The organism is Stenotrophomonas sp. YIM B13575, from assembly GCF_042787595.1.
Taxonomy (GTDB): Bacteria; Pseudomonadota; Gammaproteobacteria; order Xanthomonadales; family Xanthomonadaceae; genus Stenotrophomonas; species Stenotrophomonas lactitubi_B.
In genome coordinates this window covers 93,080-116,352 of the sequence record NZ_JBHZOP010000009.1, presented here as the reverse complement: position 1 = coordinate 116,352, position 23,273 = coordinate 93,080, and the positions used below count along the sequence as shown (strand labels likewise).

Here is a 23,273-nt window from a genome sequence, read left to right as displayed (position 1 = left end):
CTGACGCGGGCGCGGTCGAGCATGTCTGTAGAGCCGAGCCCATGCTCGGCTCAGCCGGGGAATCCACCGCAGCCGAGCATGGGCTCGGCTCTACAGGGGCTGCTGAACCCCCTAAGTTCCTGATTTGTGCCGGTAAAATCACCGTAAAAGCAGGCGGAAAACGGCCCCGTGTGGTAGAATCCAGCGGTTGAATCGAGGTTCCGGCACGACCGCCCCCGGGTGGATGCGCCGGACTGGACCGCTACCAGACAACGGAACCCGAATGGCAGAAACCGCCAAGGAAATCATCCAGGTCAACCTGGAAGACGAGATGCGCAAGAGCTACCTCGATTACGCCATGAGCGTGATCGTGGGGCGCGCGCTGCCAGATGCGCGCGATGGCCTCAAGCCGGTGCATCGTCGTGTGCTGTTTGCGATGAATGAACTCAACGCGCACAGCAACAAGCCCTACTTCAAGTCGGCACGTATCGTCGGTGACGTCATCGGTAAGTACCACCCGCATGGCGATCAGTCGGTGTACGACACGCTGGTGCGTCTGGCACAGCCGTTCTCGCTGCGTTACATGCTGGTCGATGGCCAGGGTAACTTCGGTTCGGTCGACGGCGACTCTGCCGCGGCGATGCGATACACCGAGGCGCGCATGTCGCGGCTCGCGCATGAGCTGATGGCGGACATCGACAAGGAAACCGTCGATTTCCAGCCCAACTACGACGAAAAGGAACTGGAGCCGACGGTCATGCCGACCCGGTTCCCGAACCTGCTGGTCAATGGTTCGGCCGGTATCGCGGTGGGCATGGCGACCAACATTCCGCCGCACAACCTCACCGAATCGATCAATGCCTGCATCGCGCTGATCGACAATCCGGAAATCGATATCGACGGCCTGATGGAGTTCATCCCGGGCCCGGATTTCCCGACCGCAGGCATCATCAACGGCACCGCCGGCATCATCGCCGGCTACCGCACCGGCCGTGGCCGCGTGCGCATCCGTGCCAAGGCCGATGTCGAAGTGGCCGACAACGGCCGCGAATCGATCATCGTCACTGAAATTCCTTACCAGGTGAACAAGGCGCGTCTGATCGAGAAGATCGCCGAGCTGGTCAAGGAAAAGAAGATCGAAGGCATCAGCGAGCTGCGCGATGAGTCCGACAAGGACGGCATGCGCATCTACATCGAAATCAAGCGCGGCGAGTCGGCCGAGGTTGTGCTCAACAACCTCTACCAGCAGACCCAGATGGAGTCGGTGTTCGGCATCAACATGGTGGCGCTGGTCGACGGCCGCCCGCAGTTGATGAACCTCAAGCAGATGCTGGAGGCCTTCGTCCGCCACCGTCGCGAAGTGGTCACCCGCCGCACCGTGTTCGAGCTGCGCAAGGCGCGCGCCCGTGCCCACGTGCTGGAAGGCCTGACCGTTGCGCTGGCCAACATCGACGAGATGATCGAACTGATCAAGACCTCGCCGAACCCCACCGAGGCACGCGAGCGCATGCTTGCGCGCCTGTGGGAGCCGGGTCTGGTTGGTTCGATGCTCGGCGCCGCCGGTGCCGAAGCCTCGCGTCCCGATGACCTGCCCAAGGGTGTGGGCCTGATCGAAGGCGGCTACCAGCTGACCGAGATCCAGGCGACCCAGATCCTGGAAATGCGCCTGCACCGCCTGACCGGGCTGGAGCAGGACCGCCTGACCGAGGAATACAAGCAGCTGCTGGAAGTGATCGCCGGGCTGATCCATATCCTGGAAGATCCCGACCGCCTGCTGCAGGTGATCCGCGAAGAGCTGATCAACGTGCGTGCCGAGTTCGGTGACGAGCGCCGTACCGAGATCCGCCACAGCGAAGAAGATCTCGACATCCTCGACCTGATCGCCCCGGAAGACGTGGTGGTCACCGTCTCCCACGCCGGCTACGTGAAGCGCCAACCGGTGAGCGTGTACCGCGCGCAGCGCCGTGGCGGCCGTGGCCGCAGCGCGGCGTCGACCAAGGAAGAGGATTTCATCGAACAGCTGTGGCTGGTCAACACGCACGACACGCTGTTGACCTTCACCAGTTCGGGCAAGGTGTTCTGGCTGCCGGTGTACCAGCTGCCCGAAGCCGGTTCCAACGCCCGCGGTCGTCCGATCATCAACTGGATTCCGCTGGAGCCCGGCGAACGCGTGCAGGCCGTGTTGCCGGTGCGCGAGTACGCCGATGGCCAGTTCGTGTTCTTCGCCACCAAGAACGGTACGGTCAAGAAGACCCCGCTGGGCGAGTTCGCCTTCCGTCTGGCCCGCGGCAAGATCGCGATCAACCTCGACGAGGGCGATGCCCTGGTCGGCGTCGGCCTGACCGATGGCGAGCGCGACATCCTGCTGTTCGCCTCCAACGGCAAGACCGTGCGCTTCGGTGAAGACAAGGTCCGCTCGATGGGTCGTACCGCTACCGGCGTGCGTGGCATCAAGATGCCGGCCGGCGAGGAAGTGGTCAGCCTGATCGTGGCCGAGAGTGCTGGCGGCGTCGAGGATGAGAGCGAGGACGACAACGGTGTCGAGGAGGCCATCGCCACCGGCGACGCGGTGATCGAAGGAGCCGACGACGCCAACCTGCGGTACATCCTCACCGCCACCGAAAACGGCTACGGCAAGCGCACCCCGCTGCCGGATTACCCGCGCAAGGGGCGTGGCACGCAGGGCGTCATCGGCATCCAGACCACCGAGCGTAATGGCAAGCTGGTTGCCGCGGTGCTGATGGGGACCGACGATGAAGTCCTGCTGATCTCCGACGGCGGCACCTTGGTGCGTACGCGTGGCTCGGAAATCAGCCGCGTCGGCCGCAACACCCAGGGCGTGACCCTGATCCGCCTGTCCAAGGACGAGAAGCTGCAGGCGGTGGAGCGCATGGATGCCTCGATCGATGAGGACGAGGACGAGGTGGCCGCCGCCACCCCGGCCGCGACCGACGGCGCACCGGCTGCTGCCAGCAGCGAGGACGCCGCGCAGGAGTGATCCTGGCGCGATGCTGAGGTACCCGACGACGCCGGCCTTGTGCCGGCGTTGTCGTGTCTGCGTTCGAAAATACGCACGCACTTCACGGTGACGGTGGCATAAGGGCGCATGCTGCCCCCGGAGATCGTCGATGTCCGCCACGCCGCAGTCCGCTTCCGTCGCCACGCCCACCTCCCGCCACCCGCTCATCACCGTCCTGGCCCTGTTGCTGATCGTGCTCGGCCTGGTCATCGGCGGGCTCGGTGGCTGGCTGGCCAGCCTCGGGGGCTCCTGGTACTACGCCATCGCCGGCCTTGGCCTGCTGGTCTGCGGCATCCTGCTGTGGGGCAATCGCCGTAGCGGTGCGCTGCTGTATGCACTGGTCTTCCTCGGCAGCCTGCTGTGGACCTGGTGGGAGTCGGGCAGTGATTACTGGCGCTGGGTGCCACGGCTGGGCCTGGTGACGGTGCTCGGCATCATCCTGGCGTTGCTGGCGCCGACCCTGCAGGCGCCGGTATCCAGGCGCCTGTCGCGCAGCGTGGCGGCCGTGCTGATGCTGGTGTTCGTGGCCGCCTTCGGCCTCGCGTTCGCGCCACATGGCCTGATTGACGGGCACCAGCCGTTCCCGGAGCCGGCGGTCAGCGCCGGGCTCGATCCGACCCGTGACACCACCGGTCTGCAGCCGGCCGACCAGCCGGCGGAGGGCGACTGGCCGGCCTGGGGGCGCAGCAATGCTGCCACCCGCTATTCGCCGCTGCAGCAGATCACCCCTGAAAATGTAGGCACCCTGCAGCTGGCGTGGCAGTTCCGCACCGGCGACCTGCCCAAGAAGCGCTGGGGTGCGGAAACCACGCCACTGAAGATCGGTGATCGGGTGTACCTGTGCACCGCACGCAATCAACTGGTCGCCCTCGATGCCGGCAGCGGCAAGGAGCTATGGCGGTTCGATCCGAAGGTGAAGGATGCCTCGATCCCGTACACGGCCGCCTGCCGTGGCGTGTCCTATTACGAACAGCCCAGTGCGCCGACGCTCGCCGATGCCGCACTGGCTGACGTGGCCGCCGATCTGGCGCTGCCCGCACCGCCGCCGACCCGTATCAGCCGGAGCGCGGCGCCCGGCAGCCGCGCAGCGTGCAGTGCACGCATCATCGAAGGCACCCTGGACGGCCGCCTGATCGCGGTGGACGCCGACAGCGGTCACCCCTGTGCGAATTTCGGCAACAACGGCCAGGTCGACATCACCCTGGGCATGGGCGAGGTGCCACCGGGTTACGTCTCGATCACATCGCCGCCCGCGATCGTCCGCGGTGTCATCGTCACCGGCCACCAGGTACTGGACGGCCAGCGCCGCGACGCGCCTTCCGGCGTCATCCAGGCCTACGATGCGATCAGCGGCAAGCTGCGCTGGGCGTGGGACATGGACCAGCCCGAGCGCAGCGGTTTGCCACCGCGTGAGCAGACCTATACGCGTGGCACACCGAACATGTGGACCACCGCGACCGGTGATGAAGCACTGGGCCTGGTGTACCTGCCGATGGGCAATGCCGCGGGCGACTACTGGAGTGGCTCGCGCACGGAAAACCAGAACAGGTACGCGACCTCGCTGGTCGCCATCGATGTAGCCACCGGCAAGCCGGTCTGGCATTTCCAGGCGGTGCGCAAGGACGTCTGGGATTACGACCTGGGTTCGCAGGCCAGCCTGATCGACTACCCGACGGCATCCGGCAAGGTGCCGGCAATCCTGCTGCCCACCAAGCAGGGCGACATGTACATCCTCGACCGTCGCAACGGCCAGCTGCTGACTCCGGCCGAAGAGCGCAAGGTGCCGCAGGGCGGTGTAGAGCCCGAGCAGCGTGCCGCCACCCAGCTGTTCTCGCTGTACCACACGCTGCGGCGCGAGGATGCGCTGACCGAGCGCGACATGTGGGGCATCACCCCCATCGACCAGCTGGTCTGCCGCATCCAGTTCCGCAAGGCACATTACGAGGGGTTCTACACGCCGCCGAGCAGCGATCACCATTCCATCGAATACCCCGGCTACAACGGTGGTTCGGACTGGGGCAGCGTGGCCATCGATACGCGGCGCGGCGTGATCGTGGCCAACTACAACGACATGCCCAACTACAACCGGCTGGTGCCGCGTGCCGAGGCTGATCGCAAAGGCTGGCTGCCACGCGAGCAGATGCGTGCTGACAAGGGCGGGGCCGAAGGGGCAGGGGATCCGCAGGTGGGGACGCCCTATGGCATCGACGTCAATGCCGGTTGGCGGCTGCCGTTCACCGGCCTGCTGTGCAAGCAGCCACCCTATGGCGGCATCCGTGCGATCGACCTGCGCAGCGGCAAGCTGCTGTGGGACCGGCCGTTCGGCAGCGCACGCGGCAACGGCCCGTTCGGCATCCGCTCCGGCCTGCCCATCGAAATCGGCACGCCGAACAATGGCGGTTCGGTGGTGACCGCCAGCGGCCTGATCTTCATCGCCGCAGCGACCGACGACCTGCTGCGAGCCATCGACCTGAAGACCGGCAAGGAACTGTGGCATACCAAGCTGCCGGCGGGCGGCCAGGCCAACCCGATGGTGTACGAGCACGGCGGGCGGCAGTACGTGGTGATCATGGCCGGCGGGCACCATTTCATGGAGACGCCGGCGGGGGATTATGTGATGGCGTATGCGTTGCCGGAATAGCGTCGGCATCTGATGCCGGCTGCAGTGCAGCGACCTGCGCGGTTGTCGTCTAGGATGGGGCTACGCCCTGTCTGCGAAGGATCCGCCATGTCCGTGCGTCGTCGACGCTTCTGTGTCTTCCCACTTACCTTCGCCTTGCTGTTGGCGGTGTCATTCAGTGCTGGTGCGGCTGCAGTGCCAGTTGAATCAACCGGCTCACGCGCACAGGACGCCGTCGATGAATGGCTGTCCGCCTTCAATGCCAACAGTCTCCAGGCGTTGCAGGCGTTCGCCGACAGGTACGCAAAGAGGACCGGCAGCGGTCCGCAGGATTACCTGGAGTTCCGTGCGTCCAATGGGCCGATGAAGGTGCTCGAAGTACGCTCAAACACGCCTGAGAAGGCCGAAGTGCTGGTGCTGGGCGAAGACAGCGAACGGGCGATGCTGTTGACTGCGGAAATGGACCCTGCCGCGCCGCGCCACGTGAAGGTGTTCCAGTTGGAAGGCGTGCCGACACCGCCGCAGTTCCAGCCTGTGCGCATGGAGCTGCCGGTACTCCTGGCCCAGAGTACCGCCCGGCTCAACGCCCTGCAGGCAAGTGATTCGCTGTCTGGCACCGTGCTGGTCGCGCACGATGGCAGGGTGCTGCTGCAGTGGCAGGGAGGGCTGGCCAACCGCGAGCAGCACGTGCCCGTCGATGCGCAGACGCAGTTCCGCCTTGCTTCGTCCAACAAGATGTTCACCGCAGTGGCCATCCTGCAACTGGCCGAAGCAGGTCGCTTGGCCCTGGATGACACCATCGGCAAGCGTCTGCCGGACTATCCGAACAAAACGGTGGCAGGCACGGTCACGATCCGGCAACTGCTCAGCCATACCGGCGGCCTCGGAGATTTCTTCGGTGATGATTTCGAGAACTAGGCGGCGTCGCTGAAAACGCACAGCGACTATGTGCAGCGCTTCGCCAAGGATGCTCCGCAGTTTGCTGCAGGCAGCCAGGATGGGTATTCAAACTATGGTTTCGTCGTGCTCGGCCGGATCATCGAGGCGGTGTCCGGGCAGACGTACTACGACTATGTCAACGAGCATGTTCTGCGCGCGGCAGACATGACGGAAACCGGTTTTGAACCGGAATCGGTGGACGTTCCACATCGTGCAACCGGCTATACCCTAGTGAAAGGGCTGTGGGTGAGCGAAACCAAGTCCCTGCCATGGCGAGGGACTGCCGCCGGCGGCGGTTACAGCACCGCAGGTGACATGTTGAAGTTCGCCGAGGCCCTGCGTACCGGCAAGCTGGTCTCGCCGGTGTGGTTGCAGCAGGCCACCCGTCCACAGAACCACAAGGGCTGGTATGGCTACGGGTTCATGGTTCAGGGCGAGGGAAGGCAGCGCCAGTTCGGCCACGAGGGCGGGGCGCCCGGTTCGAACAGCGCCATTGTGGTGATGCCTGAGCAGGGATACGTACTGGTCGGCCTGGCCAACGTCGATCCGGATGCCGTGGGCAATGTGATCAACTACATCGCCCGCCGCGTGCCTCTGTAGCACACGGCGCTGGCAACAGCATTGACGACCCCTGCGGGTACATTCCCAACGCCACAGGGGTATCGCGCAACCGGTTAAACCGTAACTACCACCTTGCCGATCTGCTCGTTCGATTCCAGGTAACGGTGCGCGTCCTGGATCTGTGCGAACGTAAACACCTTGGCGATCAGCGGCGCCAGCACGCCCTTGTCCAGGCCATCGACGATGAACGCCTTCGCACGCGCCAGCGCCGCATCGTCGGACACGATTTCCGAGTACAGGTAGCCCTTCAGCGTCAGCGACTTGCCCAATACGTTGAACAGCGGGAACGGCGTCGGCTCGCTGCTCAGCGCACCATACTCCAGCAGGATGCCGCCGCGTGCCATCGCCTCTGTGAGCGGCACGAACTGCGGGCCGCCGATGGGATCGAACACCACGCGTGCGCCAGCACCTGCGGTGATGCGGGCGACTTCGGCCACCAGGTCCTGCTCCTGGGTGGCGATGACATGGGCAGCACCGGCATCGAGCAGCGCCTGGCGCTTGCCCGGGCCACGGGTTACCGCGATCGGCGTTGCGCCCACCGCGTTGGCGATCTGGATGGCAGCCAGGCCAACGCTGCTTGACGCTGCAGTGATGATGACGAAATCGCCGGCACCCAGCTTGGCCTGCTCCAGCAACGCGCCCCAGGCGGTGACGTACTGCATCCACACCGCAGCGGCCTGCTCGAAGCCCAGCGACGGCGGATGCTTCACCACCAGTCGCGCCGGCACGTTGGCCAGCTCGCCATAGGTGCCCCAGCGGGCGATATCCAGCGGCGGCACGACGCTGACAGCATCGCCGGCAGCGAAGCCGGTCGCCGCGCTGCCTACGGCCTCAACCAGACCCGCCGCTTCATAGCCCAAGCGGCTCGGGAACTCCGCCTGCTGCAGATAGGCACCGTTGCGGAACATCACCTCGGCGCGGTTCAGGCCGATGGCCTTGACCCGGATCTGGATCTCATCGGCGGCAGGAGCGGGTACGTCGATATCGTCAACGCGCAGCACATCGGCGTCGCCATAGGCGTGGATGCGGACAACCTGGGTCATGGGGTCTCCAAAGGGAACGCCGGCCGCTGGCCGGGCAGGGGGGAACAGAGCGCTACTGTGCGCGTGGCCGGCGAACGATAGAAGGGGTAATCTGGCGTTTCATTGGAAAACAATAGTTTGCAATGGACCTGATCGTACCCCTGCGCAGCTTCGCCAAGGTGGCCGAGGTTGGCTCGTTCGCCGCCGCTGCCGAGGCACTGGACCTGTCGCCGCAACTGGTCGGCAAGCATGTGCAGACGCTGGAGCAGCATCTGGGCGTGCGCCTGCTCAACCGCACCACGCGCAAGCAGAGCCTGACCGACTTCGGGCAGGCGTACCTGGCCCGCGCCCGGGTCATCCTGGAGGAAGTGGAGAGTGCCGAGCAGCTGGCCGAGATCGCGCGCGGGCGACCGATGGGCCGGCTGCGGATCAGTGCGCCGGTCACCTTCGGCGTGCATGCGCTGGGGCCTGCGGTGGTGGCCTACATGCAGCAGTATCCCGACGTGCAGGTGGATCTGAACCTGTCCAACAGCCTGGTCAACGTGGTTGAAGACGGCTACGACCTGGTGTTCCGCACCGGTGATCTCGCCGACAGCGGCCTGGTCGCGCGCCGTCTGGGGCCGTACCCGCTGGCCCTGTGCGCTGCCCCCGGCTATCTGGCCGCACGGCCACCGATCGTCCACCCGCAGGACCTGAGCCGGCACAAATGCCTGGGCTTCGCCCACTCGGTGATCCGTACGCGGTGGAGCTTCCATGACCCGCAGGGCGGCGTGTTGACCGTGCCGGTCTCCAGTCGCTTCATGGTCAACCAGGCCGAGCCGCTGCTGACCGCTGCGGTCGGTGGGCTGGGACTGATCCTGCAGCCATTCGAGATGATGTCCGCCGCTCTGGCCAGCGGCGACCTGGTGGAGGTGCTGCCTCGATTCGTGCCGGTGTCCACCTCGATCAACCTGCTGTATCCCCGCCATCGCCAGGTGACGCCGAAGCTGCGCAGCTTTCTGGATTTCTGCGTGGCGCGCTTCACCGAACAGAGCATGGCGCGTGAGCGTTGATCGAAGCGTGCGCAGCGGGTGGTGGCGTCGCTCGTTTACGATGGCGTCTTGCCACGCCTGCAGAGGATCTGCCATCACCCTGTTGCATCTTTTGCTGATCGGCAGCGTCGGCACTGCCGGCGCACAGACGCCCGCCGCTGCGATCGCGGAGTGGGAGTTGCACGGCCGCGCCGAAGGCCTGGCCCGGCCCGACACCGTCTGCCAGGATTTCCTGCAGGCGATGGGCCGAAAACCCGCCGATCTGGAATACGTCGGTTGCACCCAGGACGACGCTTCCTACCTCCAGCCGATGGAAGCGCGGTATCGCGTCAGCGGCGCGTCGGCGGCGGGTGTTGAAGCCTATCTGCAGCAGGCCTTCGGCATGCCGCCATTGACGTACGTCTGTTGTGGCTGGAGCAATGGCGCGCCCTATTTCTGGCGCCAGCAGCCGGGCAGCGTGAATTACCAGATCGGCATGGGCGTGGAATCGCTGCATCATCCGCGCGGGCAGTGGAGCGCGATTCCCTACTTCGCGGTGACCGTTGCGGTGAACCGGAAAAGCCCGTGATGGCGTACGCTTGAGCACCTACCACTGGCGTACAAGGAATGACAACCATGCCTCCCATGCTGCTCCGCGCTGCTGCCCTCGCGCTCACCCTGGCGATGAGTCCGATGGCCATCGCCGCGTCTCCCGAGCCGCTGCAGCTGCAGCAGGCCGACGCGCTGACATACTGGAAGCCGGTGGAAGGCACCTTCCGCCCACGACTGAATGCCGATCCCGGGCGTGTGCAGTTTGCAGAGGAAGTGACCGTGGCCTATTCGGTCAACAAGCGCGGCCGCACGTATGACGTAAAGGTGGTGGATGCCAAGCCGTCGACGGCCTTCAGCGGCTGGGCGTTGAACGCGGTCAAGGCGATGCGCTTCACCGCCACGGACAGCAACACCGAACGCACGCCGATCCGCAGCGAAATGACCGCACGCTGGGGCGGCGGCAAGTAGCGCGCTAGGTCGGCACCCGCACCATCTTCGCCATCAGGTGTTCGACCACGCCCGCCGGGTCCGCCGTGCGGCCCACATGTGTGCTGGACATCTGCACCACCGAGCTGCGCTTGGCGGTCAGGAAATGGAAGCGCGCGCGCGCGGGCAGCTGCGCGATCGGACCGGCGCCCGCATCGCCCCGGCAGATCGCCACGATGGCATCCAGCCACGGCTGCAGCGCTTCAATATCCAGCGTCGGCGCGAAGGCGTGCAGGCGTGCGGCATCGAGCTCGATCGCCGCTTCCAGGTGACGTGCGCCGGGGCAGGACACGATCACCCCGACGTTGATGAACTCCTCGCGTTCCACCCGCGGTACCACGCGGATGACGGCATAGTCATACGTGTGCAGCGTGGGCACGGATGGCCTCCTGCACGAACACCGCACGCACCTTCAGGCGATGCTTCAGGTAGTTGATGTAGCCCTGCCGGTAAGCCTGGGGGCTGTCGAAGGCTGGCTCATCGACCAGCCAGCTGTCCGGCACCAGGCCGACGATGCGCTCGATTTCCGCATCCGGCAGGCGCGCGGCCAGTTCGGCATCCACCTCGGCGATACGGCTGGCGAACGACAGCAGCACGTGGTCGCGGATCAGCACGAAGGGCTTCTCGCAGGCATCGCCGGCGTTGGCCCAGTCGTGATGGAAGTACATCGCCGCACCGTGGTCGATCAGATACAGCTTGCGGTGCCAGACCATCAGATTCGGATTGCGCGTGGTGCGGTCGACGTTGCTGGTGAACGCATCGAACCAGACGATGCGCGAGGCCAGCTCGGCGTCCACCGGCATCGCCGCCGGGTCGTAGTTGATCGCGCCGGGCAGGTAATCCAGGCCCAGGTTCAGGCCTTCGCTGGCGCGGATCAGGTCCTGGATCTCCGGGTCAGGCTCGGTGCGGGCGAACTCGCTGTCCAGCTCCACGAACAGGATCTCCGGAATCGGCAGGCCCACCGCGCGTGCCATCTCGCCCGCGATCAACTCGGCAATCAGCGCCTTCGGCCCTTGGCCGGCACCACGGAACTTGAGCACCGCCATACCGTCGTCGTCGGTCTCGACCACGGCGGGCAATGAGCCACCTTCCCGCAAGGGGGTGATGTAGCGGAGGGCATGGACGGTACGCATGTGCGCATTCTAGCGTGGCCCACGCGTGGGTTGCGCCGGGCGATGCCCGGCGCCGCCCGTGTCCTCAATGCGACAGCGCGCTGCGCTGCTGCTCCTGCACCTGCTGGCGCGTCTGTTCCTGCGAGGCGTGGTCGGCCTGACGCTGGTTGACGAGGGCGAGGCTGTCCAGGCTTTCCTGCACCGGCCGCTGCGCGGCTTCAGCGGTAGCTGCCGATGCGCGCAGTGACGCAGGATCATCCAGCGCGCCCTTCACCACGAACACGTTCTGTGCCGCGGCGACATCTCCCGCCTGGCGGCTGAGCACCACATGATCCACGCGGTCCAGGCCGTTCTCGCGGGCCAGCACCAGCAGGCTTGCGCTCAGGCGTTCACTGGAGGCGTCGAAGCTGCGGCCGTTGGCGGCATCCAGCTCTGCCACCTTGCCGCGGATCTGGTCGTGCAGGGCACGGTCGTTGCCGCCCGCCAGCGACGCAGCGTGGGCCTCGACCGAGGGAGTGGCGGTTGCCTGCGCGGTGATGGGCACGTGGGCGTAGGTACCCTCGGTGTGGTCGAAATAATGCAGCGTGGACGGCGAAGTGCTGGTATCGAAGTAGGGCTGTCGTGGCGGCGTGCCCTCGCCCAGATACAGGCCGTTTTGTTCCAGCAGGCTTTCCTGCAGGCCCAGCTGTGCCATGTTCACCGACATCCTGCTGATGCCATCGGGCGCCGGATTCCTGGCCTCTTCCTCGCAGGCGCGGCTGATGGCAGAGGCTGCGTAGAAATTCTGGTAGTCAGAATTGCCATTGGGCCCCAGCCCGGACGACACGCCTTCGTCGTAGTAGTGCTTGCCCATGCCCTCGATATTGGCAGCGGTGGCGGTCATGCTCAGGTCTGCGTTGAGCGTCAGGTCCGGATGCGCGGCGTAGGTCATCGGCGGCCCGGGCTGCACGCGCACGAACTCGTTTGCACGGGTACTTGCGTTGTATACATCCTCCAGGGTGGCGTCCGGGTTGGCGGTCTTGACCATGCCGACCAGTGCATTCCAGCCCTCGATGTTCGCCGATGCCTCGTCGCGCCGGTTGGCTGCGAGCAGGGTGCCGATGGCCTGGGTGTAGTCGTGGGTCGAATCGCGCGCGGCAATGTCTGCAATATCGGATTCAAACTGCTCGTAGGCCCGTTCGGTCGCTGCATCATTGAGCCCATGCTGGATCTCATGGCCCAGGACGAACGTCAGCTCTGCAGCATCGTGCTTGTCCGGGGCTGCCAGCGTGGACAGACTGGATGCCGGCAGGCGGATGGCCTTTGCGCCGCTGACGTACTCGCCGCCCACATTGCTGTCGGCGGGCAACAGCTCGAAGCGCTGCAGATGACCGGCGGTGATGGCCAAGTCGACCTGGGTTGCCAGCGCCGGAGAATTGGCAATGGCCTTGCGAAGGTTGTCGACCTGATCGGCCGTTACATCGGGTTTTCCTGCAAATTCGGTCAGCAGGCGTTCCGTATCCGCTGAAAGCGTAGGCATGGTGCGGTGCTCCTTACTGCACGGTCACAAGGCGGACGCAGGCATGCGCCGGCTTGCCAGACGGGGTTGCATCCTCAGCCATCGTGCCGACCTTGATGGTCAGATCCGGGCGATCGAAACGGTCATGGATGACCCGGCCGTGCTCGCCGCGGATGGTGTCGCGCTTGAAGCCCGCGGCCTGCAGACCCGAGGCGAACTGGTCGAAGTCGACCTGGCAGATCGCCGTTGCGTTGGCTTTGCGGTCGGCGGTGGTGTCGATGAAATTGAGATCGAGACGCGCATCGGCGGCGCCAGCCTTCTGGACCTCGAGGCCGTAGCTCCATTCCGGCGTCAGCGTGCCGCCATAGCCGAAATGCCCCGGGCCGAAACGCTGCGCGGGCGCCCGCATGGCCTGCGATACCCGTTCAAGGGTCAGTTCACGGGTGGAGGTGGTGTCCTTGATCAGATCCAGCAGGCGCAACAGCAGTTGGTCTGCGCTGAGCGCAGAAGGCGTTGCTGCGTCGGAGGCGGTCGATGCCATGGTAACGGGTCCTTGAGAAGTCGACGAATGATCAGTCGCGTGTGTGCAGGCGCAGAGCGAGGCCGAACATAGGGCGATTGCCCACGGCCGTGTGAATGCGTACCCAAACATAAGCGTTCCCTGCATGTTGAGCGCTGACCGTAAAGTGGGCCAGGTGAATCACAGGTTAAATGTAATTGACGATTGCTGGAATCGGGGGCCGGGCGCTTCGGGCTCGGATGTTTGCTGCAAGCGGAGTTGCCCGGCCCGGATGTCATGGGATTTTCTTCACTTCGCCATTCCGTGAGCGGTGGCAGCATCCAACCGTGTAGACGATCAAGCGCAGTCGTAGCCTTGCGTAGCAGGCATCCCTGCCGCTTTCCCGTGACCGAAACGCACCAGCTCGTTTTCCGCACATTGCGCAGCGTTGAAGGTGGTCCTGCGAGGCCACTCCCCCGGCAAGGAGGCCCGCGATGCACTGTCCTGTTCACGCGTACCCCTACCGCATCAGCGACCGGCCTGTTTCCCAGGCCAAACGCGCTGGTGTCGGCGAACATGCTGAAACCGCTGCTGCGGTTCATGCAGCGTCAGACAGAATTCTTCCGTGAGTTGAGCGCCGATGGTTGGCTCTGCATCCCGCAGTGCGCAGAGCCACTACATGCATGCGAGTCGCCCCACGACGCTGCTTCGTTCGCAGCACTGGGCGCGCATCTCGTCCACGATGTCCACGCAGGCTTCCGAGGTGCACGATGAGCAACGAATCGAGAGGAGCCCTGCCGCCCCTGGATCTGGATGATGCCAAGGCCGCGCAGATGATTGGCAAGCTGGTATTGGTGGGCGTTACCCGTTTTGGCGGCGATGGCCAGGTGCAGGGGCTGGAGCAGTTTGCCGGTACCGTGCTGCGGGTCAGTGCCGAAGAGGGACTGGTGCTGGCCGATGGCGATGATGGGCATGAGCGCTACCTGCCGCCGATGCTGGACCAGTACCTGCCGGCCGCGCCGGGCGAGTACCAGTTGCGGTCCAGCGGGGTGACGGTGATCGATCCCGATTATCTGTCCACCTGGGAGCTGCACGCACGGCAGTAGCCGAGGGGTATCCAGGGAAGGGGCCGGGCCATGCAGGGCCACGCTTTGCAGGATGGGGCGACTAGCCATTCCGGCCCATTTCCCGGTGGGCCGGGGGTGTTAGATTCGGCCCATGCCCGCAGTGCGGGTACCCAACTCACTCCCAGGGGAAAAGGATGCTCATCCGTCGTACCTCTCTGGCGGCGGCCGTTGCCGTTGCCACGCTCGGCCTGCTGGCCGCCGGCCCGGCCTTCGCCGACTACGCCAAGCCGCCGGAACATCTGCTCAAGGTACTCAAGGCCCCGCCGCCGCCAGCACCGAACATCGACCCCAGCGGGCAGCGGCTGCTGCTGACCACCGCGCAGACCTATCCGTCCATCACCCGCGTGGCGCAGCCGTACCTGAAGCTGGCCGGCGTGCGCCTGGAACCGAAGAACCGCAGCCGCCACGACACCCCCGGCGGCTATGGCATTCCGGCCTGTGTGGCCGACTTCACTCTGGTCGAGATTGCCAGCGGCAAGAGCACCAAGGTCAACCTGCCGCAGGGCTGCGCAGGGGCCGCGCAGTGGTCGGCCGATGGCAGCCGTTTCGCCTTCCAGAATGCGGTCGATACCAGCGTGCAGCTGTGGGTGGGCGACGCCGCCACCGGCCAGGTGAAGCAGGTGCCGAACGTGCAGCTGAACCCCATTTTCGGCAGCACCGTGCAGTGGCTGGGTGGCAGCCAGAGCCTGCTGGTGAAGCTGGTACCTGCCAACCAGGGGCCGGCGCCTTCCAACGGCGGCACGCCCACCGGTCCGGACGCGCAGGAATCGCTGGGCAGCAGTGGCGAAAGCAGCACCTATGAAGCGCGCGACACGCTGACCAGCGTGCACGATGAAAAGCTGTTCGCCTATTACGGTGCCTCGCAGCTGGCGGTGGTCGATGCCGCTGCCGGCAGCGTGCGCCCGGTTGGCCAGCCGGCGCTGTACAACGACGTCAACGCCGCACCCGATGGCGTGCATGTGCTGACCGAAACCCTGAAGGCGCCGTTCTCGCATGCGGTGACCTACCAGCGCTTCGCCAACGATGTGGCCGTGCTGGACCTCGGCAATGGCCGCAACACGGTGCTGGCCAGCCTGCCGCTGGCCGATCGCGTGCCGGTACACGGCGTGCCGGAAGGCCCGCGCGGTTACGACTGGCGCTCCACCGACCCGGCTACCCTGGTCTATGCCGAAGCGCTGGACAAGGGGGACTGGAAGGTGAGCGTGCCGCATCGTGATCGCGTGCTGATGCTGAAGGCGCCGTTCACCGGCAAGCCGGTGGAAATCGCCCGCACCGCGCAGCGTTTCGAGGGCTTTGCGTGGTCGGCCGACCCGGCTGTGTCGTTCCAGTTCGAGAACGACGAGAACCGTCACTGGATGCAGACCCGCATCGTCGATGTGGACCAGCCGAAGAAGGAAGGGCGACTGCTGTGGGACATGTCCAGCGATGAGCTGTATGGCAACCCGGGCAACCTGGTGTTCAAGCGCCTGCCCAGCGGTGCGCCGGTGGTGCGCCAGGAGGGCAACACCGTGTTCCTGCGCGGGCAGGGTGCGTCGCCGCAGGGCGACCGTCCGTTCCTGGACGCGCTCAACCTGGGGACGCTGAAGAGCGAACGCCTGTTCCGCAGCGATGCGGATGCCTATGAGCAGGTCATCGGTTTCAGTGCCACGCCGGGCCATCTGGTCACCTGGCACCAGTCGGTGATGGACCCGCCGAACGCGTTCGTGCGTCTGCTCGGTGAGCGCATCGCCGATGCCAAGGCCGGCGAAGCGCAGTTCGAGTCCAGGCCCACCGCGTTGACCAAGCTGGTCGACCCGACCCCGGAAGTGCGGCAGATCCAGAAACGCCTGGTGACCTACAAGCGCGCCGATGGCGTGGACCTGTCGTTCACCCTGTACACGCCGCCGGGCTACAAGGAAGGCCAGCGCGTACCGGCGATCCTGTACGCGTACCCGGCCGACTTCGCCAATGCCGCACAGGCCGGCCAGGTGTCCGGTTCGCAGCAGACCTTCACCCGTCTGCAGCCGTACCGCCTGATGCTGCTGGCCGGCTACGCGATCATCGACAACGCCTCGTTCCCGATCGTGGGTGACCCGAAGAACGCTTACGACACCTATCTGGAACAGCTGGAAGCCGACGCCAAGGCGGCGGTGGACAAGGCCGTGGAACTGGGCGTGGTCGATCGCAACCGCATCGGCGTGACCGGCCACAGCCATGGTGGCCTGATGACTGCCAACCTGATCGCCCACACCAACCTGTTCAAGGCCGGCGTGGCGACCAGTGGTTCGTACAACAAGACCTTTACCCCGTTCGGCTTCCAGAACGAGCGCCGCTCGGTGTGGCAGGCGCAGGATGTGTACCTGAAGGCCTCGCCGTTCTTCTACGCCGACAAGATCAAGCTGCCGCTGCTGCTGGTCCATGGCGAGGACGATGCCAACCCGGGCACCGAGCCGTTCCAGTCGCGCAAGCTGTACCAGGCGATCCGTGGCAATGGTGGTACCACCAGGCTGGTGATGCTGCCGAACGAGCCGCATTGGTACACCGCACTGGAGTCGAACGAACAGCTGGTCTATGAAATGCTCAACTGGTTCGACACTTACGTGAAGAACGCGAAGTAATCCGGCAAGGCCGCCCTCCGGGGCGGCCTTTCTGTTTCAGCCGTCGTCTCCAGGTATCCCCCTGTGGGTGTTGCGTAACCATCTGTGATGCAGGCATGGAGCGGCCACAAAGCTGCGGTACGCTGCGCTTCTGATGTCCGCTACGGGTTCGCTCCATGAAGGCCTTCATCCTCGCCGTATCGCTGTCGATGTCCGTTGTTCCGGTCGCTGCATTCGCCCAGCCGCTGCCGGCTGAGCTGGCAGCGTTGGGCATCACCCCCGGCATGCCCTATACCAAGGCCAAGCGACTGCTTGATGCCGCAGGGTGGCAGGCGAGCGCGCCACGCGATGCGCCCGAAGTACTGGAGGGTTTCCCGGAAGTGGGTTGCCAGAAGGGCGGCAACAACTGCAGCAGTACTTTCGCCAAGGACGGGCAGCAGGTCGCTCTGCAGGTGGGAACCACATTGGCGGGTCAGCCCTTCGTGCAGGGCGGCCGCTGAGCGAGATCCGCGCTCATCCCAGCGGCAGGTTATCCAGTGCGCGCGACATCCGATCGTGCAGGTCGCGCACGCGTTCGGCCTTGGCGTCCACACGTCGCTCATCGCCGAAGCTGCGCACATAGGCGCATGCGGCGAAACCGGCACTTTCCCTTTCGTATTCGGCAATCCAGGCCAGGCGGTCGGGGTTGCTGGCCTGCTCGGCCGACCAGGCCGCCACCGGTGGACGGATACGCGCGATGATGCCAAGCCGCCACGGCTTCGGTGTCAGCCGCGCACGGAAGCAATGCTGCAGCGTGCACATGCGTGCATACAACGTGTCGGTACCCAGAGCCTTGAAGAAGGCATGCACCTGCGCATCCTGTGGTTCGAACGTGGCATGCATCGCCAGCACGCGCAGCCCGGCCGGGGTGCGGTAGGCGCGCAGGTGCCAGTCGGGGTGGTGTTCGACGAACGCCTGCACACGCTGTAATGCGATGCCTTCGGCGCCGCCGGACCGGGCCAGCCGGCGCTTGCGCCGCTGTGACATGATCTGGTTGACCACCACCATCGCGATGCCGCCGGACGCCAGGCCGATATTGAAATTGCCCAGGGCCCCGCCGATCAGTGCACCGGCTGCCAGCAGCCCCAGTGCGCCGAGCAGCGGCAATGCGCAGCCTGATGGAGTGGGCACGTGGTCGATGTCGGCAAACAGGACATCGGGGGTGTTCAGGCACAACGCGCCGTAGCTGTTGCGGGTGACGATGACATCATCCCTGCGCTGCACGATCTGCTCGCGGATCGGGATGCCCTCGACACCGTAGTTGGTTCGTCGCTCGCGACGCGGCACGGACTGGCCGCTGAGGATGTCATCGAGCGCTTCGCGTGCACGCGCATCGGCGTGGGCCTGTGCGGCATCCTGGTCGTCGTCGGACCAGCCGAATCGGCGTACCACCACCGGCCGGCCCTTGTACCTGTCCTGCAGGCGGGCTTCGGCCCAGTAGGCTGGAACGATCATCATCCTGTCTTCCCCTTGCGTCCATGGCAGCCGGTCGCCGCGAGTCTGGCACAGCAGGGCAGGGCGTTGCACGATACGGCAGCGCATGCGCCGCCACGGTGATAGATTGCGCGCTTCGCGTGCACTCCACCAAGGACGGAGCCATGTTCGTGTCGTTGCGTCGCCTGCTAGCCCTGGCCCTCGGCGGGGTGGTCGGCACCACCCAGGCGGCGGTGCCGGGACCTGAAATCCTGACCTCCGACGCCACCCGCTTCTACGCGCTGTACGAGGCGGCAGGTGGCAAGCCCAGCGTGGCCCAGTTGGGGCAGTATCTGGCACAGGGCACGCCGAGCCTGGCCCAGTTCGCGAAGCTGCGCCGGGTGACCGCCGAGCGCATGGCCGAGGCGATGGCGCGCGAGCCTGCGGTGTATGCCAATGGACGGGCCTGTCTGGCGGAGTTGCCGGCGGTGCGGCAGCGACTGGTGCAGGTGTTCGCCAATCTGCAGGCGATCTACCCGCAGGCGAAGTTCCCGCCCGTGGCGATCGTGGTGGGGCGCGGCAAGCCAGTAGGCATGACGTACCCGGACGGGGTGGTGATCGGCCTGGAAGCGCTGTGCGCGGCCGACTTCATGAACGCCAATGCGCAGGACCGCTTTGTGCACGTGATCGCGCACGAGTACGTGCATATCCAGCAGACCGGCGTGAGCGAGTACGAAGCGGGCGACCCGCAGGCGACGGTGCTGCGCGAGTCGCTGGGCGAGGGGATCGCCGAGTTCATCGCCGAGCTGATTTCCGGCAATGTCGGCAATGGTCGCCACGCTGGATGGACGCGGGGCAGGGAAGTGCATATCGAAAGCGCGTTCGCGCTGGATATGGACAGCACCGATCTGAAGCCCTGGTTGTACAACTACACGCCGGGTTCGCAGGAGCCCTACGACCTCGGTTACTGGGTGGGCTATCGCATCGCCAAGGCGTATTACCTGCAGGCCGACAACAAGCGCGATGCTGTGCGTGCGCTGATCCAGCAGGACAACCCGAAGGCGATCCTGCAGGCCAGTGGCTGGACGCCGGGGATGTGGATGCCGGCCAAGGTGACCGGTGTAGCGGCAAGGGCGGCTGCATCGGCAAAATGACCCTTCGCACGCCGCGCTAGACTGCCCGTGTCGACAGAGGAGGGTGCTCATGCGCAGGATGGTTTCAATGGTGTGGCTACCGGCTGGTCTGCTCATGGCAACGCTGGCCACGCCAGGGATGGTGCAGGCGGCCAGCACTCCGCTGCTGACCAGGCCGGTCGAGCAGGTGCAGCCGGACGAGGTGCGTTTCATGCAGCAGCGCCTGTCCGACTGGCCACAACTGCAGAAGTACCGCGCGGCCAATGCCGCTTTACCCGCGCCACGGGCGGGCCAGCCACGCGTGGTGTTTTTTGGCGACTCAATCACCGAAGGCTGGGGTGCGGACGGCAGCAGTAGCTTCTTCCCGGGCAAGGGCTACATCAATCGTGGCATCAGCGGGCAGACCACCGCGCAGATGCTGGTGCGCTTTTCGCAGGATGTGCTGGCGCTGCGCCCGAGCGTGGTGGTGATTCTGGCCGGCACCAATGACATCGCCGGCAACACCGGTCCGGCCACGCAGGCGATGATCGAGGACAACCTGCAGGCCATGCTGGACCTGGCGAAGGCGCATGGCATCGCGGTGGTGCTGGCGTCGGTGCTGCCTGTCAGCGAGTACCCGTGGATGCCGGGCATCACGCCTGCGCCCAAGGTGCGTGCATTGAATGCTGCGCTGAAGCGCCATGCCGATGCACGGGGTCTGGTCTATCTGGACTATTACGCAGCGATGGCCAACCGTGCCGGTGGACTGGATGCGCAGTTGGCAACCGATGGCGTGCACCCGACGGCGAAAGGCTATGCACTGATGGCACCGCTGGCCGAGGCCGCGATCACCCATGCCCTCAAGGATGGGCAACCGAAAGCCGATAATTGAGGTCGAAAAGGTCAATTGTTGGCGTAATCGGCCTGGAGGATGATGCTTGGCCGCTACAGAATATCCAGCTTCGAATTGGTAAAAGCGATGGCCGGTGTTTCCACCACAGTGATAGAAGCAGTGGCTACCGCAGTTTTCAAACGCGGTCCTTCGCTTGTGACCGAGATTTATTCGGCACCAGGCGACAACCTTCAACGATTCGAAAGTGCTGACGAACTCTGCAGTTATGCGGAGTCACTTCGGCATGTGAGAGGAGGGACACTGTTTGTTGGTGTTCAGTACCCTGAGATGGGAGGCGTGGTCAGTACCCGGGAATATGAACTGACCAAGGGCCCAGACAGCGGGAAGCTGCGCTCGCACGCGGGAGGTTGGGGGCTGATACATGTGCTTCTGCCCGTCAGCCGGGATGCCAGCAGCACTGCAAGGATTTACGTCATTTCCGAGCGTTCTGCCCTTGGCAGGGAGCGAGGTGGCGTGCGCTTCAGTCCGGTGAGGGATTGGAACTGGAAGGCAATTGAGTCGCACGCACGCAGATTGAAGCGCGTTCTGAAGGAAGCTGTTTGAGGGGCTTGCCACTGTGGGTGCCTGCCAGTGGGCATTATTTTTCGAATGACAGGGTGGCCAGCAGCCACTCACAGAACCGCATCACCAGCGGATCGCGGGCGCTGTCCTCGTGCAGCAACCAACTCCAGCGCGGTCCGCGCACATAGGCCTCATCCAGCGGCTGCAGCAGACCCTGCGCGCGCGCCGGTGCGGCCAGCAGTTCGCTAACCAGTGCGATCCCCAGGCCCTGGCAGGCGGCATCCAGCAGTTGTCCTGGCTCGGAGAAATTCAGGCCTTCGCGCTGCTGGCCGACGTCGGCGCCGCCCTGCACCTGCCACTGGCTCCAGTCCATTTCGCGCTCGCCGTGCAGGGTGCTGCGCTCGGCAGCCGGTAGCGCCAGCACGCTGGGGTGGCAGGCCGGATACAGCCGGTCCTGCAGCAGTACGCGATGCTCGCAATGCGCCTGTGCCTGCAGATCATCGCGGATGCTGATGTCCAGTGTCTGCGCGGTCATGTCCGGCGCTTCTTCGCTGGTCAGCAGCCACAGATCGGCCTGTGGATGCTGGCGGCGGAAGTCGCCCAGTCGCGGGACCAGCCAGTGGCGCGCGAAGGCGGGGCTGGTGTTGACGATCAGTTGATTCGGCTTGCGGTACTGATCGAGCCGACGGATGCCACTGGCCAGTTGCCGCAGCAGCGACTGCGTGGTTTCCAGCAGGTCGATGCCGGCATCGGTGAGGGTTACGCTGCGGCCCTGGCGGAAGAATAGCGGCTGTTCCAGGGAGTCCTCCAGCCCGCGGATCTGCTGGCTGATGGCCGACTGGCTCAGGTGCAGTTCCTCGGCGGCACGATGGAAGCTGCCGAGCCGGGCGGCAGCCTCGAAGCCGCGCAGGGCATTCAGCGGGGGCCAATGCTTGAGCATGATCGATAAGTCTGACTAATCGTATTTCCCCAGAATCTATCGTTTGTTCTCATCCATCTGCAAGGGCAAAATGGGTTTGTCGCGCATCAGCGGGTGCGCCTGAATCGATCAGCTGGACTTCTTGGTCCACCTCTGGAACCTGTCATGTCTACCCGACGCCATTTCATCACCCAACTCGCCGCAACCGCCGGCCTGGGCGCCCTGGCCGCGCTGGGTCTGGCCGGACTGCCCGCCCGTGCCCGTGCCGCTGCACCGGCCGGGTGGCAGATGCCCGATGAGCACGGTCCGCAGGAACGCGTCTTCCTGGCCTTCGCTGCACAGCCGCGGGTATGGGGCGCGCAGGCCGATGCCGTGAACAATGCCGTCGCCCGACTGGCGCGCACCATCGCCCGCCATCAGCCGGTCAGCGTGCTGTGCCGTCCTGCACAGCACCGGCAGGCGCAGGAGCGCTGCGGCAGTGACAACATCGAATTCCTCGACGTGCCGCTGGACGATATCTGGGTGCGTGACTACGGCGGCTGTTTCGTTACCGATGGCAAGGGCGAGCTGGGCCTGGTCGACTTCAACTTCAATGGCTGGGGCGGCAAGCAGAGTGCGCGCAACGACGGTGCAGTAGCACCGTGGCTGGCGCAGATGAGCGGCGCGACGCTGCTGGAAAGCGATCTGGTGGGCGAGGGCGGTGGCATCGAAGTCGATGGCCACGGCACCGCGATCCTGACCGAAAGCTGCTGGGTGAACCGCAACCGCAATCCGGGCTGGTCACGCGCGGATATCGAAGCGGAGCTGAAGCACCACCTGGGCCTGCGCAAGGTGATCTGGTTGCCCGGCATCGCTGGCGAAGACATCACCGATGCGCACGTGGATTTCTACGCACGCTTCGTGCGCCCCGGCGTGGTGATCGCCAACCTGGACAACGACCCGGAGTCGTACGATTACGATCTGACGCGCGAGCATCTGCAGATCCTGCGCGAGGCTACCGATGCCGACGGTCGCAGGCTGCAGGTGCATACGCTGCCGCCGCCGCTGGGCGGGCGCGACAATGTGCACACCCGCGACAACGATGATCTTGCCCGCGGCTACATCAATTACCTGCCGATCAACGGTGCGGTGATCGCACCGCAGTTTGGTGACGCGAAGGCCGATGGTTACTGCCGTGAACTGCTGGAAGACCTGTATCCCGGTCGCACCATCGAGCAGGTGGATATCGATGCGATTGCCGGCGGTGGCGGCGGCATCCACTGCGTGACCAAGAACATGCCGCGGGTGTAGTGCACCGGCGCGGCGGCGCTGCGATA

General features: G+C 65.2%; 20 protein-coding genes and 1 pseudogene. 14 read left to right on the top strand and 7 right to left on the bottom strand.

Annotated elements, in window-relative coordinates:
• The 4 genes and pseudogenes from ACFX4F_RS01960 to ACFX4F_RS01945 form a co-directional block, all read left to right on the top strand.
• On the top strand, positions 1 to 191 hold a 191-nt coding region (locus tag ACFX4F_RS01960; RefSeq protein WP_380651685.1), incomplete at its 5' end, for a hypothetical protein.
• Positions 192 to 262: 71 nt separating this feature from the next.
• Positions 263 to 2,977, top strand: a complete 2,715-nt coding sequence (gene gyrA / locus ACFX4F_RS01955; RefSeq protein ID WP_099820756.1) for a DNA gyrase subunit A — start codon at positions 263 to 265, stop codon at positions 2,975 to 2,977.
• Between the two features lie 130 nt (positions 2,978 to 3,107).
• Positions 3,108 to 5,639: a membrane-bound PQQ-dependent dehydrogenase, glucose/quinate/shikimate family gene (locus ACFX4F_RS01950; protein ID WP_380651681.1), complete on the top strand. Its 2,532-nt coding sequence runs from the start codon at positions 3,108 to 3,110 to the stop codon at positions 5,637 to 5,639.
• Between the two features lie 12 nt (positions 5,640 to 5,651).
• Positions 5,652 to 7,157, top strand: a pseudogene (locus tag ACFX4F_RS01945) (serine hydrolase domain-containing protein).
• A 74-nt stretch (positions 7,158 to 7,231) separates the two neighbouring features.
• On the opposite strand, the gene ACFX4F_RS01940 reads toward ACFX4F_RS01945, so the two are convergent.
• Positions 7,232 to 8,221 (bottom strand): zinc-dependent alcohol dehydrogenase family protein, encoded by a 990-nt coding sequence (locus ACFX4F_RS01940; RefSeq protein WP_380651678.1) that lies wholly within the window; start codon positions 8,219 to 8,221, stop codon positions 7,232 to 7,234.
• 122 nt (positions 8,222 to 8,343) lie between these two features.
• On the opposite strand from ACFX4F_RS01940, the gene ACFX4F_RS01935 reads away from it, so the two are divergent.
• From ACFX4F_RS01935 to ACFX4F_RS01925, 3 genes are all read left to right on the top strand, one after another.
• Complete coding sequence (locus ACFX4F_RS01935; RefSeq protein ID WP_380651675.1) at positions 8,344 to 9,252, top strand: LysR family transcriptional regulator; 909 nt, start codon at positions 8,344 to 8,346, stop codon at positions 9,250 to 9,252.
• 82 nt (positions 9,253 to 9,334) lie between these two features.
• On the top strand, positions 9,335 to 9,799 hold the full coding sequence (locus ACFX4F_RS01930) for a DUF4952 domain-containing protein (protein WP_380651672.1): 465 nt from the start codon (positions 9,335 to 9,337) through the stop codon (positions 9,797 to 9,799).
• Positions 9,800 to 9,846: 47 nt separating this feature from the next.
• Complete coding sequence (locus ACFX4F_RS01925) at positions 9,847 to 10,230, top strand: energy transducer TonB (RefSeq protein ID WP_380651669.1); 384 nt, start codon at positions 9,847 to 9,849, stop codon at positions 10,228 to 10,230.
• A 4-nt stretch (positions 10,231 to 10,234) separates the two neighbouring features.
• On the opposite strand, the gene ACFX4F_RS01920 is transcribed toward ACFX4F_RS01925, so the two are convergent.
• From ACFX4F_RS01920 to ACFX4F_RS01905, 4 genes are all read right to left on the bottom strand, one after another.
• Positions 10,235 to 10,627, bottom strand: a complete 393-nt coding sequence (locus ACFX4F_RS01920) for a DUF3037 domain-containing protein (protein ID WP_380651666.1) — start codon at positions 10,625 to 10,627, stop codon at positions 10,235 to 10,237.
• Complete coding sequence (locus ACFX4F_RS01915; RefSeq protein WP_251475461.1) at positions 10,605 to 11,381, bottom strand: HipA family kinase; 777 nt, start codon at positions 11,379 to 11,381, stop codon at positions 10,605 to 10,607. Before ACFX4F_RS01915 ends, ACFX4F_RS01920 begins: the two co-directional genes overlap by 23 nt.
• A 64-nt stretch (positions 11,382 to 11,445) precedes the next feature.
• Entirely contained in the window at positions 11,446 to 12,879 is a 1,434-nt protein-coding gene (locus ACFX4F_RS01910) for an XVIPCD domain-containing protein (protein ID WP_380651662.1), read from the bottom strand.
• Between the two features lie 13 nt (positions 12,880 to 12,892).
• Complete coding sequence (locus ACFX4F_RS01905; RefSeq protein ID WP_380651659.1) at positions 12,893 to 13,399, bottom strand: hypothetical protein; 507 nt, start codon at positions 13,397 to 13,399, stop codon at positions 12,893 to 12,895.
• Positions 13,400 to 14,127: 728 nt separating this feature from the next.
• On the opposite strand from ACFX4F_RS01905, the gene ACFX4F_RS01900 reads away from it, so the two are divergent.
• The 3 genes from ACFX4F_RS01900 to ACFX4F_RS01890 all read left to right on the top strand — a co-directional run bounded on the left by ACFX4F_RS01900 (position 14,128) and on the right by ACFX4F_RS01890 (position 17,560).
• Positions 14,128 to 14,463: a hypothetical protein gene (locus ACFX4F_RS01900; protein WP_025876944.1), complete on the top strand. Its 336-nt coding sequence runs from the start codon at positions 14,128 to 14,130 to the stop codon at positions 14,461 to 14,463.
• 155 nt (positions 14,464 to 14,618) lie between these two features.
• The gene (locus ACFX4F_RS01895; RefSeq protein ID WP_380651656.1) at positions 14,619 to 17,081 is read left to right on the top strand and encodes a prolyl oligopeptidase family serine peptidase; all 2,463 of its coding nucleotides are present in this window, start codon (positions 14,619 to 14,621) and stop codon (positions 17,079 to 17,081) included.
• A 155-nt stretch (positions 17,082 to 17,236) separates the two neighbouring features.
• Positions 17,237 to 17,560: a hypothetical protein gene (locus tag ACFX4F_RS01890; RefSeq protein WP_099820744.1), complete on the top strand. Its 324-nt coding sequence runs from the start codon at positions 17,237 to 17,239 to the stop codon at positions 17,558 to 17,560.
• A 13-nt stretch (positions 17,561 to 17,573) separates the two neighbouring features.
• Here the strand turns inward: ACFX4F_RS01890 and ACFX4F_RS01885 are convergent, their stop codons facing one another.
• Positions 17,574 to 18,557 (bottom strand): hypothetical protein, encoded by a 984-nt coding sequence (locus tag ACFX4F_RS01885; RefSeq protein ID WP_099820743.1) that lies wholly within the window; start codon positions 18,555 to 18,557, stop codon positions 17,574 to 17,576.
• Between the two features lie 140 nt (positions 18,558 to 18,697).
• Here ACFX4F_RS01885 and ACFX4F_RS01880 point away from each other — a divergent pair, with 140 nt between their 5' ends.
• From ACFX4F_RS01880 to ACFX4F_RS01870, 3 genes are all read left to right on the top strand, one after another.
• Positions 18,698 to 19,666, top strand: coding sequence for a DUF2268 domain-containing putative Zn-dependent protease (locus ACFX4F_RS01880; RefSeq protein ID WP_380651653.1), 969 nt, complete (start codon positions 18,698 to 18,700; stop codon positions 19,664 to 19,666).
• Positions 19,667 to 19,760: 94 nt separating this feature from the next.
• Positions 19,761 to 20,516, top strand: coding sequence for an SGNH/GDSL hydrolase family protein (locus ACFX4F_RS01875; protein WP_380651650.1), 756 nt, complete (start codon positions 19,761 to 19,763; stop codon positions 20,514 to 20,516).
• 42 nt (positions 20,517 to 20,558) lie between these two features.
• Positions 20,559 to 21,080, top strand: coding sequence for a hypothetical protein (locus ACFX4F_RS01870; RefSeq protein WP_346577820.1), 522 nt, complete (start codon positions 20,559 to 20,561; stop codon positions 21,078 to 21,080).
• A gap of 34 nt (positions 21,081 to 21,114) precedes the next feature.
• Here ACFX4F_RS01870 and ACFX4F_RS01865 read toward each other — a convergent pair whose 3' ends face one another.
• Complete coding sequence (locus ACFX4F_RS01865) at positions 21,115 to 21,978, bottom strand: LysR family transcriptional regulator (protein ID WP_380651647.1); 864 nt, start codon at positions 21,976 to 21,978, stop codon at positions 21,115 to 21,117.
• Between the two features lie 144 nt (positions 21,979 to 22,122).
• On the opposite strand from ACFX4F_RS01865, the gene ACFX4F_RS01860 reads away from it, so the two are divergent.
• Positions 22,123 to 23,247, top strand: a complete 1,125-nt coding sequence (locus ACFX4F_RS01860) for an agmatine/peptidylarginine deiminase (RefSeq protein ID WP_380651644.1) — start codon at positions 22,123 to 22,125, stop codon at positions 23,245 to 23,247.
• Positions 23,248 to 23,273 lie beyond the last annotated feature (26 nt).

What these genes read in the sequence shown, in the direction of transcription:
- ACFX4F_RS01900 (WP_025876944.1), top strand. Translation starts at nt 14,128, where the DNA reads ATGAGCAACGAATCGAGAGGAGCCCTGCCGCCCCTGGATCTGGATGAT.
- ACFX4F_RS01890 (WP_099820744.1), top strand. Translation starts at nt 17,237, where the DNA reads ATGAAGGCCTTCATCCTCGCCGTATCGCTGTCGATGTCCGTTGTTCCG.
- ACFX4F_RS01865 (WP_380651647.1), bottom strand. Translation starts at nt 21,978, where the DNA reads ATGCTCAAGCATTGGCCCCCGCTGAATGCCCTGCGCGGCTTCGAGGCT.
- ACFX4F_RS01885 (WP_099820743.1), bottom strand. Translation starts at nt 18,557, where the DNA reads ATGATGATCGTTCCAGCCTACTGGGCCGAAGCCCGCCTGCAGGACAGG.
- ACFX4F_RS01895 (WP_380651656.1), top strand. Translation starts at nt 14,619, where the DNA reads ATGCTCATCCGTCGTACCTCTCTGGCGGCGGCCGTTGCCGTTGCCACG.
- ACFX4F_RS01905 (WP_380651659.1), bottom strand. Translation starts at nt 13,399, where the DNA reads ATGGCATCGACCGCCTCCGACGCAGCAACGCCTTCTGCGCTCAGCGCA.
- ACFX4F_RS01880 (WP_380651653.1), top strand. Translation starts at nt 18,698, where the DNA reads ATGTTCGTGTCGTTGCGTCGCCTGCTAGCCCTGGCCCTCGGCGGGGTG.
- ACFX4F_RS01915 (WP_251475461.1), bottom strand. Translation starts at nt 11,381, where the DNA reads ATGCGTACCGTCCATGCCCTCCGCTACATCACCCCCTTGCGGGAAGGT.
- gyrA (WP_099820756.1), top strand. Translation starts at nt 263, where the DNA reads ATGGCAGAAACCGCCAAGGAAATCATCCAGGTCAACCTGGAAGACGAG.
- ACFX4F_RS01910 (WP_380651662.1), bottom strand. Translation starts at nt 12,879, where the DNA reads ATGCCTACGCTTTCAGCGGATACGGAACGCCTGCTGACCGAATTTGCA.
- ACFX4F_RS01870 (WP_346577820.1), top strand. Translation starts at nt 20,559, where the DNA reads ATGCTTGGCCGCTACAGAATATCCAGCTTCGAATTGGTAAAAGCGATG.
- ACFX4F_RS01875 (WP_380651650.1), top strand. Translation starts at nt 19,761, where the DNA reads ATGGCAACGCTGGCCACGCCAGGGATGGTGCAGGCGGCCAGCACTCCG.
- ACFX4F_RS01860 (WP_380651644.1), top strand. Translation starts at nt 22,123, where the DNA reads ATGTCTACCCGACGCCATTTCATCACCCAACTCGCCGCAACCGCCGGC.
- ACFX4F_RS01950 (WP_380651681.1), top strand. Translation starts at nt 3,108, where the DNA reads ATGTCCGCCACGCCGCAGTCCGCTTCCGTCGCCACGCCCACCTCCCGC.
- ACFX4F_RS01940 (WP_380651678.1), bottom strand. Translation starts at nt 8,221, where the DNA reads ATGACCCAGGTTGTCCGCATCCACGCCTATGGCGACGCCGATGTGCTG.
- ACFX4F_RS01935 (WP_380651675.1), top strand. Translation starts at nt 8,344, where the DNA reads ATGGACCTGATCGTACCCCTGCGCAGCTTCGCCAAGGTGGCCGAGGTT.
- ACFX4F_RS01925 (WP_380651669.1), top strand. Translation starts at nt 9,847, where the DNA reads ATGCCTCCCATGCTGCTCCGCGCTGCTGCCCTCGCGCTCACCCTGGCG.